The 10,259-nt window shown below is 73.9% G+C and carries 9 protein-coding genes; 5 read left to right on the top strand and 4 right to left on the bottom strand.

Annotation, left to right across the window (positions count from 1 at the left end):
• Positions 1-40: 40 nt before the first annotated feature.
• Positions 41-1,360, bottom strand: a complete 1,320-nt coding sequence (locus tag OFY01_RS15540) for an MFS transporter (RefSeq protein ID WP_266600268.1) — start codon at positions 1,358-1,360, stop codon at positions 41-43.
• 74 nt (positions 1,361-1,434) lie between these two features.
• Between OFY01_RS15540 and OFY01_RS15535 the strand changes: the two genes are divergently transcribed.
• A complete protein-coding gene (locus OFY01_RS15535) occupies positions 1,435-2,073 on the top strand; it encodes a carbonic anhydrase (protein ID WP_323135519.1) in 639 nt (212 codons plus the stop codon).
• Between the two features lie 109 nt (positions 2,074-2,182).
• Positions 2,183-3,007, top strand: coding sequence for an alpha/beta fold hydrolase (locus OFY01_RS15530; protein WP_266600266.1), 825 nt, complete (start codon positions 2,183-2,185; stop codon positions 3,005-3,007).
• Here the strand turns inward: OFY01_RS15530 and OFY01_RS15525 are convergent.
• The 3 genes from OFY01_RS15525 to OFY01_RS15515 all read right to left on the bottom strand — a co-directional run bounded on the left by OFY01_RS15525 (position 2,973) and on the right by OFY01_RS15515 (position 5,148).
• Positions 2,973-3,632, bottom strand: a complete 660-nt coding sequence (locus tag OFY01_RS15525) for a phosphatase PAP2 family protein (protein WP_266600264.1) — start codon at positions 3,630-3,632, stop codon at positions 2,973-2,975. The two genes, OFY01_RS15530 and OFY01_RS15525, sit on opposite strands and share 35 nt — an antisense overlap.
• Before the next feature lie 120 nt (positions 3,633-3,752).
• Entirely contained in the window at positions 3,753-4,721 is a 969-nt protein-coding gene (locus tag OFY01_RS15520) for a M56 family metallopeptidase (protein WP_266600262.1), read from the bottom strand.
• Positions 4,722-4,737: 16 nt separating this feature from the next.
• Positions 4,738-5,148, bottom strand: a complete 411-nt coding sequence (locus tag OFY01_RS15515; protein WP_266600260.1) for a BlaI/MecI/CopY family transcriptional regulator — start codon at positions 5,146-5,148, stop codon at positions 4,738-4,740.
• Between the two features lie 160 nt (positions 5,149-5,308).
• Between OFY01_RS15515 and OFY01_RS15510 the strand changes: the two genes are divergently transcribed.
• The 3 genes from OFY01_RS15510 to putP all read left to right on the top strand — a co-directional run bounded on the left by OFY01_RS15510 (position 5,309) and on the right by putP (position 10,166).
• Positions 5,309-5,959 carry a DedA family protein gene (locus tag OFY01_RS15510; RefSeq protein WP_266600258.1) on the top strand — a complete coding sequence of 217 codons (651 nt, stop codon included), beginning with the start codon at positions 5,309-5,311 and terminating at the stop codon, positions 5,957-5,959.
• A 165-nt stretch (positions 5,960-6,124) separates the two neighbouring features.
• Positions 6,125-6,247 (top strand): hypothetical protein, encoded by a 123-nt coding sequence (locus OFY01_RS32410; RefSeq protein ID WP_323135518.1) that lies wholly within the window; start codon positions 6,125-6,127, stop codon positions 6,245-6,247.
• A 70-nt stretch (positions 6,248-6,317) separates the two neighbouring features.
• Complete coding sequence (gene putP, locus OFY01_RS15500) at positions 6,318-10,166, top strand: sodium/proline symporter PutP (RefSeq protein ID WP_266600256.1); 3,849 nt, start codon at positions 6,318-6,320, stop codon at positions 10,164-10,166.
• Positions 10,167-10,259 lie beyond the last annotated feature (93 nt).

The raw sequence follows: 10,259 nt of genomic DNA, 5'->3' as shown, positions 1-10,259 counted from the left end.
CTCGGCGACCGAGGTCGCCGAGGTCCGGGGCTGAACGGCCTCACCGCGGGTTCCTGCCCGCGGCCGCCCTCACGGCGGACGCGGGCAGGATCGCGAGGGCGAGGACGCCGCAGGCGAGCGCGAGGGCGGGGTAGCCCGCACCGGAGACGACCAGGCCGGAGGCCAGCCCGCCCGTCGCCCCGGCGACGGCGATCGAGACGTCGACCAGGCCCTGGGTCCTGGCACGTGTGGCGAGCGGCACGGTGTCCGTGATGATCGCCGTGCCGGAGACGAGCCCGAGGTTCCAGCCCAGGCCGAGCAGCACGAGCGCGAGGGCGAGCAGCGGGACCGAGCCGCCGGGCGCGGTGGCGGCGACGATCCCGGCGGTGAGCAGTGTGATGCCGCAGGCGGCGGCGAGCCGCACCGGGCCGTGGCGGTCGACGAGCCGTCCGGTCAGCGGCGAGGGCAGGTACATCGCGCCGACGTGGAGCGCGATGACGAGCCCCGACGCGGTGGTGCCGTGGCCGTGGTCGCGCATCTGGACGGGCGTCATCGTCATGATCGCGACCATGACCAGCTGGGCGAGCACCATGACCGCGGCGCCCGACAGGACGCCCGGTGCGTGCCGGCGGGGCTCGTCGGCCGCCTCCGGGGCCGCCACCGTCCGGGTTGCCTGCGCGGCGCCCGCGGCACGGGCGAGCAGCAGCGGATCGGGGCGCAGCCACCGGAGCAGTACGAGGGCGGCGAGCGCGTAGGCCGCTCCGGCGAGCAGGAAGGGACCGGCCAGGCGCGGAACGCCGAGCGCGGCGGCGAGGCCGCCGGCCGGGGAGGCAAGGTTGGGGCCGACGACACCGCCGAACGTCGTGGCGACCAGCACCGTGGAGACGGCGCGGGCGCGGTGCGCGGGCGCGGCGAGGTCGGCTCCGGCGTACCGGGCCTGGAGGTTGGTGGCGCTGCCCGCGCCGTAGACGAACAGGGCGGCGAAGAGCAGCGCGGGGATGCCGGCGACGGCGGCGGCGATGACGCCGGCCGCGCCGACCGCCCCGGTGAGATAGCCGACCGCCAGGCCGGGGCGCCGGCCGCGCGCCTGGGATATGCGCCCCACGGCCACCGCGGTGAGCGCGGAACCGGTGGTGAACAGGGCGCTGGGCAGGCCCGCGAGCCCCGTCGAGCCGAGCATGTCCTCGGCGAGCAGCGCGCCGACGGTGATGCCCGCCGCGAGGCCCGCGCCGCTGAGCACCTGGGAGGCGACCAGCACGCGCAGGACGCGCCGCTGGGCTTCTTGCGGGTGCGGGTGCGGGTGCGGCGGCCGGGGCGGTGCGGGTGGCGGGGGCGTGCGGCCGAGTGTGTGCGGGTGGCGGCGGAGGCCGGATTCTTCCATCGCGTCAGGCTATGGAGGGCCGCGCCGGTCGGGTAGGGGCGGCCGGTGGGGTCCGGGGATCGTAGGCTGCGTCCATGACCGATTCGCTGATACCGACAAGTCCGGACGAAGCCTTCGCGATGCTGATGGAGGGCAACCAGCGGTTTGTGACGGGCGCGCCCGCGCACCCCAACCAGGACGCCGCGCGCCGCGCCGAGGTCGCACCGGCGCAGAGCCCCTTCGCGGTGATGTTCGGCTGCGCCGATTCCCGGCTTGCCGCCGAGATCATCTTCGACCGGGGGCTCGGTGACCTGTTCGTGGTGCGGACCGCCGGTCATGTCGTGGGCACCGAGGTCCTCGGCAGCATCGAGTACGGCGTGAGCGTGCTCGGCTGCCCGCTGGTCGTGGTCCTCGGCCACGACTCGTGCGGTGCCGTCGCCGCCGCCCGCGCCGCGGTCGAGGACGGCGCGACGCCGGGCGGCTTCGTGCGGGACGTCGTGGAACGGGTGACGCCGAGCGTGCTGTCGGCGCGCGCCGCCGGGCGCTCCAGCGAGGAGGAGATCCTCCACGAGCACATCCGGAACAGCGTCGATCTGCTCGTGGACCGTTCGCAGGCGCTCGCCGAGGGCGTGGCCGCGGGCCGCACGGCCGTGGCCGGGCTCTCCTACCGGCTCGCGGACGGCACCGCGCGCCTTGTCGCCTCGCACGGGCTGAGCACGACCGTCACCGCGTAACGGCCTCTTCGCACGGCCACTACCTCGGAGGTAATCGACCCGTTCCCCCGTTCACGTCACTCTTTCGGTGGACACACGATCACCGCACGGGAAACGGGAGGACACCCCGATGTACTTCGAGAGCCACGACGGCACCCGCATCGCCTACGAGGACTACGGCCGGGGCGGCGAGGGCGCGCCCATCGTCCTCGTCGCCGGGGCCATGCTCCCGGCCGAGATGTGGGAGTACCAGATCCCGTACCTCGTGGAGCGCGGCCACCGCTGCGTCGCCGTCGACCGTCGCGGTCACGGCCGCTCCGACCGCCCGTCCACGGGTTACGACATCGACACCACGGCCGACGACCTGGCGGCGCTCCTCGACCACCTGGACCTGACCGGTGTCGTACTCGTCGGCCACTCGACGGGCGGCGCTGAGGTCGCCCGCTACCTGGCACGGCACGGTGAGGGGCGGGTCGCGCGGGTCGCGTTCGTCTCCTCGACCCTGCCGTTCATGAAGCAGACCGACGACAACCCGGGTGGTGTGCCCGAGGCCGTGCTCGACGGTCTGCTCGCGGCGGTCCGCGCCGACCGGCCGAAGTGGCTGGCCCGCCAGACTCAGCTGTACTTCACCACGCACCTGGGCAGCGACGTCTCGCCCGAGCAGATGGACGTCACCTACCGGCAGTGTCTGTCGACCTCACCGTGGGCGACGCTGCGGATGCAGGAGGCGTGTTTCCACGCCGACAGCCGCGAGGACCTGCGCGGGATCGGGGTGCCGACGCTGACCGTCCACGGCGACGCGGACTTCTCCGCCCCCGCCGAGCTCACCGGCCGGCGCACGGCCGAGCTGCTGCCCGGCGGCACGTACGTGGAGTACGAGGGCGCCGGGCACGGTCTCTACGTCAGCCACGCCGATCGGCTCAACGCGGACCTGCTGAAGTTCGCGGCCGGGTGACGGCCTGGGTGACCAGCAGCGGCTGGAGGGCGCCGCCCGCCCGGAAGCGGGTGACCAGCGGCGCCAGGACCCGGGCGACGAGCAGGGCGGCGACGAGGGCGACAGGGGTGGCGATGACGAGGGAGCCGAGCACGTCGTGGGGGTAGTGGTCACCCACGTACACGCGGGTGAAGCCCTCCAGGAGGGTGAACACCCCGGCGATCGCGGCCAGGCGCCGGTCGAGGAGGAAGAGCGCGGCCATGGTCGCGGCGGCCGTGGTGGTGTGCCCGCTGGGGAACGCGTAGTCGTCCGGGGCCGGGCAGGCGGAGACGAAGTAGTCGTGGGGCAGCGAGCGGCAGGGCCGGACCTCGCCGACGAGCTTCTTGACGACCTCCGCGACGGCGAAGGCGATCACCACCGCGAACGGCGCGGCCAGGGCGCGTGCCATCGCCTTGTCGTCGCGGCCGCGCGCCTTCCACCAGCCGATCACCATGAGGACGGCGAAGACGCCCAGGCCGAGGTTGGTGGCCAGGGCGATGGGCGCGTTGAGCCAGTGCGTGTCGCGGGCGAAGTCGGTGACGCTGGTGAACAGCGAACCGTCGATCCCGGAGCCGTCGAAGGCGAGCGGTGCGGAGTGGGGGAGCATCAGCGGGTGTCGTCTTTCGGGCAGGGGGAGGCAGCCGGAACCCCGGGATGCCGGGTGGTGAACGGCAGCTTAACATCTACACCGGTGTAGATATTGTGTGCGGTGGGGGCGTACGGGGGCTCAGCTCGCCCCGATCGACCGCAGCAGCTCGTGCAGGTCCTGGGCGGCCTCGGCGCTCGACACGCCCGCGACCAGCAGTGTCACGAGGGTCGCGGCGGTCAGCGCGGGGTGCGGTCCGAGCGGCGGGGCGAGCAGCGCCGCCACCCGGCGCGGCACCGGGCCCGCGCCCGCGAGCGGGTCCTTGCGGCCGCCGCGACGGCCGCCGCGGCCGAGCAGGCCGAGGATACCCAGCGCGGCGCCGTGAGGAGCCCCTGTGGCGGTGTGCCGGGCGGCCAGTGCCGCCTTGCCGACGGCGCGGGCCACCCGGACCCGGTCGCCCGTACCGGCGGCGGCGCGCTCGTCGGCCCAGCGCTCGACCGTGTAGCCGACGGCCGCCGCCAGGGGGCGCAGGAGCGGGTTGGCGGCCGCGCCCAGCTGGGCCAGGGCGACGAAGGCGTAGTGGTGCGCGGACAGATGGGCCCGCTCGTGCGCGAGGAGGATGTCGTGCTCGGCCTCGTCCAGGGTGCGCAGCATGCCGGTCGAGACGACGACGCGGCCGGGAAGGCCGGGGAGCGCGAAGGCGTCGGGCGCCATGTCGTCGACGACGGCGACACCGTCCCGCGCCGGGGTGCAGGCGGCCTCCATGGCGGCGGCGGCCAGCGAGCGGGCGCGCCGCCAGAACATCCGCCCCGCCGCGATCGCGGCGCCGCCCAGGAGCAGCCCCGCGACCAGGGCCACGGGGAGCCGGGTGGGGTCGTCGCTGCTCGCCGCCGCCGACGACCAGTGGCCGAGGGAGGCGAGCCAGGGGATCTGGACCAGGCCGGCGATCGCGAGCAGGCCGAGGCAGAGGGTGCTCGCCGCGCCGAGCAGCAGCGCGGACGCGGTGAGCAGCCAGGTGGCCAGGCGCGGCTCGCAGCGCTCGGCGAGCGGGCGGGCGCCCAGCGGCGCGACCAGCGTGAGCAGCAGCGGCAGATAGACGGCGAGGTGCATCCGGGCCCCCTGGGTGCTACGCGCCGGTGGCCCGGTGGCCCGGCGCGGAGTCGGAGTCGGGGCCGAGGAGCTGGCGCAGCAGGTCCGCGTCCGTGTCGGACAGGTTGTCGGCGAAACGGGCGAGCACGGCCTCGCGGTCGGGCCGCTCCTGGAGGACGGTGTTCATGCGCCGGGCGGCGAAACCAGGGGCGTCGGTGACGGGCGCGTAGGCGTAGGCGCGGCCACGCCGTGAGCGGGTGAGCAGGCCCTTGGTGTGCATGCGGGTGAGAATGGTCACGACGCTGCTGTAGGTCAGCTCGCCGCCGATCCGCTCGGCGACCTCGCCCGGGGTCAGGGCCTCGTCGGCGTGCAGCAGCAGGTCGAGGACCTGGGTCTCCCGCTCGCCGTTGGCGCGTTTCCCGGCGCGGTCCGGTGCGTTGGAGTCCATGGGCTTTGTCGTTCCCTCCCAGGTCTTCTACAGTCGTGTAAAACTTCTAGGGTCGCCGCGCGGGACGTCCGCGCGGGACTTCTACGGTGGTGTAAAAGCTGCCGTGCTCCGAGTGTGCCATGCGCTTTGCTGCGCGGTGCGTGGCGGGAAAGGACATCGGGTGTCACTGGCGCTCAATCCGCTCGACGCGACGTCGCTGCTGACGGCGCTCGGCACGGCCGGGGTGTTCCTCGTCCTGTTCGCCGAGACCGGGCTGCTCATCGGGTTCTTCCTGCCCGGTGACTCGCTGCTCTTCACCGCCGGGCTGCTGTGCGCCACCACGTCGTCCAGCGGTGTGCACCTGTCGCTGCCGGGCGTCCTCGTCGCCGCCGTGGCCGGCGCGCTGCTCGGCGCGCAGACCGGTTACCTGATCGGCCGCCGCGCCGGGCGCGCGCTCCTCGCCCGCACCCGCAACCGGCACCTCCTGGAGGGCACGGCCCGCGCCGAACAGCTCCTGGCCCGCTACGGGCACGGCAAGGCCGTCGTCCTCGCCCGGTTCGTGCCGGTGGTGCGCACCGTGCTCAACCCGCTGGCCGGGGTCGTCGGGGTGCCCGCGCGCACCTTCACGCTCTGGCAGGCGGCCGGCGGCCTGGTGTGGACGGTCGGCCTGGTCCTCGGCGGGTACGCGCTGGGGTCGAGCGTCCCGAACGTCGACCACTACCTGCTGCCGATGGTCGCCCTGGTCATCGTCGTCTCCCTGATCCCGCTCGGCCTCGAACTGCTGCGCGCCCGCCGCCGCGCCCGCGCTGGCGCCCCGGCCCGGACTCGCTGACCAGCACGGTTTTACGCGCGGGAGGCGGGCCGGCGAGTCTGGTTCACCACGCTGGGCGCCGGGACCCTGTACGCCTACCTGCTGCACGGCTTCCTCGCCAAGGGCGCCTGGTTCCGGGGCTGGTACCACCCGGCGTGGCCGCACACCCCGTGGGGCGAGGCCGCGGTGACGCTGCTCGCCGCGGCGGTGGCCACGGCCCTGTGCACGCCGCCGGTGCGGCGCGTCTTCCGGTACGTCGTGGAGCCGAGGCTCGACGGGGTGTTCAGGGGGACGGGACCGCGCGTGTGAGGTACGGGTGACCCTCATCGCCCAGATCGGTACATTTGTAATCATCGTGAACCTCGCAGACGAGGTCGATATGGTCGATATGAGTGCGCCGGTCGCCGCCACGTTCGCCGTGTACGTGGCCGTCATGATCACAACAGGGGTCTGGGCGTACTCCCGCACGCACACCTTCGCCGACTTCGCCCTGGGGGGCCGCAGGCTCAGCGGGTTCGTCGCCGCCCTGTCCGCCGGCGCCAGCGACATGTCGGGGTGGCTGTTCCTCGCGCTTCCCGGCGCGGTGTATGCCGCCGGGCTCGGCGCCGGATGGATCGCCGTGGGCCTGGTGGCGGGCACGTACCTCAACTGGCTGTTCGTCGCGCCGCGCCTTCGCACCTACACCGCGCGCGCCGAGAACGCCGTGAGCCTGCCCGCCTACCTGGAGGAGCGGTTCGAGGACCGCACCCGGATGCTCAGGATGGTCTCGGCGGCGATCACGCTCGTCTTCTTCACCCTGTACGTCGCCAGCGGCCTCGTGGCCGGCGGACTGCTCTTCGAGCGGGTGTTCGGTTTCCGGTTCTGGGTCGGCGTCACCCTGACGGCCCTGGTGATCGTCGTCTACGCGGCCCTGGGCGGCTTCATCGCCGTCAGCCTGACGCACGTACTGCAGGGCACGCTCATGTTCCTGGCCCTGCTCGTGGTTTCGCTGACCGGTGTCGCCGCGCTCGGCGGGTTCGGCGCGCTCGGCGGGGCCCTGCACGCCAAGGCGTCCGGGCTCCTCGACATGGGGGCACGGGTCGGTTACACGGACGGCCGGTGGTCGTCCCAGGGGTCGATCGGCGCCGTGACGATCATCTCGCTGCTCGCCTGGGGCCTCGGCTACTTCGGCCAACCCCACATCCTGGCCCGCTTCATGGGCATCCGCAGCACCCGCGCCATCCCCGCGGCCCGCCGCATCGGAACGGGCTGGGTCATCGTCGTCCTCACCGGCGCCACCCTCGTCGGCCTCGCGGGCATCGCCCGCCTCCACACCCCGCTGGCCCACCCGGGCAACGTCTACATCGCCCTGACCCAGAGCCTGCTCTCGCCCTGGGGCGCCGGAGTGATGCTGATCGCCGTACTGGCCGCGATCATGTCCACGGCGGACAGTCAGCTCCTCGTGGCGTCCGTCGCCCTCACGGAGGACTTCTACCGCGCGCACCTGCGCCGCCCCGCCCCGGACCGGACGCTGGTGTGGACCGGGCGCGCCGCCGTCGTCCTGGTGACCCTGGTGGCGTTCGTGATCGCGCTGCACGGCGGCGGGCTGCTCGGCATCGTCGCCCACGCCTGGGCGGGCTTCGGCGCCACGTTCGGGCCCGTCGTCCTGCTCTCCCTCTACTGGCCGCGCATGACCTGGGCGGGCGCCATGGCCGGGATCGTCTCGGGCGCGGCCACCGTCCTGCTCTGGTCCCACATCAACCCGCTGCTCGGCCCCCTGCGGTCGGGCATCTACGAGATGGTCCCCGGGGTGCTCGTCGCCACGGTCGCCGCGCTGGTGTTCGGCCGATTCGTGGGCCGGCCGCCGAAACGGGCGTTCTGGCGGATGCCGGGCGGCGGCATGAGCCAGCTGATGAGCACCCCGTTCCTCACCCACGCGCCCGTGGGCCTCGCCGTCCTGGACACCGACCTGCGCTACGTGTGGGTCAACGAGCCGCTGGACCGGCTCATCCCCCTCGAACAGCGGATGGGCCGACGGGCAGGCGAGCTGCTGCCGGGCCCCGAGGGCGCGGCCCTGGAGGAGCAGATGCGTACGGTCCTGCGGACCGGGGAACCGGTCCTGGACTACGAGTACCGCGGCTCAGGACCCACCGGCCCCGGCCTCACCGATTCCGACCGCACGCGCGCGTACTCCGCCTCCTTCTTCGGCATGAAGGACCGCAAGGGCCGGTACGTCGGCATCTCCTACATGGTCGTCGACGTCACCGAACGCTGGCGCGCCCAGGAACGCCTGGCCCTCCTCAACGACGCCGGTGCCCGCATCGGCAGCACGCTGGAGGTGACGCGGACCGCCCAGGAACTCGCCGACGAGGCCGTGCCGTCCGTCGCCGAGTTCGTCTCCGTCGACGTGCTCGACTCCGTCATGCGCGGCGAGGAACCGGCTCCGGGACCCGTCGGCATGGCGCCCGTCCTGCGCCGGGCGGGGCAGAGTTCGGTACGGGAGGGCTGCCCCGAGGCGACCTTGGCGGTCGGTGAGACGGTCCGCCGCGCCCCCTCGTCACCGGTGACGCTCTGCCTGCTGCAGAGCAGAACCCTGATCGACCGCACCCTGGACCCCTCCAGCAGCCCCTGGGTGACGGAGGACGAGGCGCTGGCCGCCTCCATCCGCGACTACGACTTCCGCTCGCTGCTGGTCGTCCCGGTGCGGGCGCGCGGCGTCACCCTGGGCGTGGCGACGTTCGCCCGCTCCGGTGGCCGGGGCCCCTTCGCCGACGACGACGTGCGGCTGGCCGAGGAGCTGGTCTCCCGCGCGGCGGTCTGCGTCGACAACGCCCGCCGCTACACCCGCGAGCGGACGGCGGCCCGCTCGATGCAGCACTACCTGATGCCGCGTGAACTGTCGGGCGGCTCCGCCCTCGACGTGGCCTCCTGGTACCTGCCGGCGGACGCCCCCAGCGGGGTGGGCGGCGACTGGTTCGACGTCATCCCGCTCTCCGGCGCCCGGGTCGCCCTGGTCATCGGCGACGTCGTCGGCCACGGCATGAACGCCGCCGCGACGATGGGCCGCCTGCGCACCGCGGTCCGCACCCTGGCCGACCTGGACCTCCCCCCGGACGAACTCCTCGCCCACCTGGACGACTTGGTGATCGGGATGATGGGGGCGGAGACCGTCGGGGAACGGGGGGCGGGGCCTGGGGCGGGACCTGAGTCTGGGCGGGGTTCCGGGCCGGAGTGTGAGGCGGGGGCGGCGGTGGGGGAGCCCGCGGCCGGGGCGGGGGCCGGTGAGTCCGTGGGCGAGTGCGTTGGTGGGACCGCGGGCGGGCCGGCGGGGGAGGCGCCGGTTGATTCCGCGGGCGGGGCGGCCGGCGGGTCGGTGAGGGAGGCTCCCGGTGGGCCGCGGGACGAGGTGGGGAGCGGCATCGCCGGTGCGGCGGCCGGTACGGCCGTGGGTGAGTCCGCGGGTACCGCGTTCCTGGGCGCCACCTGCCTCTACGCCGTCTACGACCCGGTCAGCCGCCGGTGCACGCTCGCTCGGGCCGGGCACCTTCCGCCCGTGATCGTCTCGCCGGACGGTGCCGTCGAGATCCTCGACCTGCCCACCGGACCACCGCTCGGCCTCGGCTACCTCCCCTTCGAGTCCGCAGAGCTCGAACTGCCGGAGGGCAGCCTCATCGGGCTCTACACCGACGGCCTCATCGAGACCTTCGACCGGGACATCGACGTCGGCCTCTCCCGCCTCGGCGCCGCCCTCGCCACGCCCCGGCCGACCCTGACGGAGACCGGAAAGGCCGCGGTCGACGCCCTGCTGACCGGCCCGCCCTCCGACGACGTGGCCCTGCTGCTCGCCCGGACCCGGGTCCTCGCCCCCGACCACGTCGTCTGCTGGGACCTGCCCAGCGACCCGGCCGCCGTCTCGCACGCCCGCGCCGTCGTGGTCCGGCGGCTGGCCGAGTGGGGGCTGGACGACCTCGCCTTCACGACGGAGCTCATCGTCAGCGAACTGGTCACCAACGCCATCCGCCACGCCACCGGCCCCGTCTCCCTCCGCCTGATCCGCGACCGCGCCCTGATCTGCGAGGTCTCCGACGCCGTGAGCACCGCCCCGCACCTGCGCCACGCCCGGACCACCGACGAGGGCGGCCGCGGCCTGCTGATCGTGGCCCAGCTCGCCCAGCGCTGGGGCACGCGCTACACGGCGAACGGCAAGGTCATCTGGACGGAGCAGGCCACCGAGGGAACCCGGTTCTGAGACCGTCGCGCTGCTCGCGGAGCAGGAAGCGGGGGATATAGTAAAGATGTCACTTGCGAATATTCGCAATTGCTGAGATTCTTGCCGAACCTG

This window comes from Streptomyces beihaiensis, from assembly GCF_026274175.1.
Classification (GTDB): Bacteria; Actinomycetota; Actinomycetes; order Streptomycetales; family Streptomycetaceae; genus Streptomyces; species Streptomyces beihaiensis.
The sequence above is the reverse complement of the archived record's forward strand: the minus strand, read 5'-3'. Positions and strand labels throughout refer to the sequence as shown.

Excerpts from the sequence above, each read along its gene's own strand:
- OFY01_RS15530 (WP_266600266.1), top strand. The coding sequence starts at position 2,183 with ATGTACTTCGAGAGCCACGACGGCACCCGCATCGCCTACGAGGACTAC.
- OFY01_RS15525 (WP_266600264.1), bottom strand. The coding sequence starts at position 3,632 with ATGCTCCCCCACTCCGCACCGCTCGCCTTCGACGGCTCCGGGATCGAC.
- OFY01_RS15535 (WP_323135519.1), top strand. The coding sequence starts at position 1,435 with ATGACCGATTCGCTGATACCGACAAGTCCGGACGAAGCCTTCGCGATG.
- OFY01_RS15520 (WP_266600262.1), bottom strand. The coding sequence starts at position 4,721 with ATGCACCTCGCCGTCTATCTGCCGCTGCTGCTCACGCTGGTCGCGCCG.
- OFY01_RS15515 (WP_266600260.1), bottom strand. The coding sequence starts at position 5,148 with ATGGACTCCAACGCACCGGACCGCGCCGGGAAACGCGCCAACGGCGAG.
- putP (WP_266600256.1), top strand. The coding sequence starts at position 6,318 with ATGGTCGATATGAGTGCGCCGGTCGCCGCCACGTTCGCCGTGTACGTG.
- OFY01_RS15540 (WP_266600268.1), bottom strand. The coding sequence starts at position 1,360 with ATGGAAGAATCCGGCCTCCGCCGCCACCCGCACACACTCGGCCGCACG.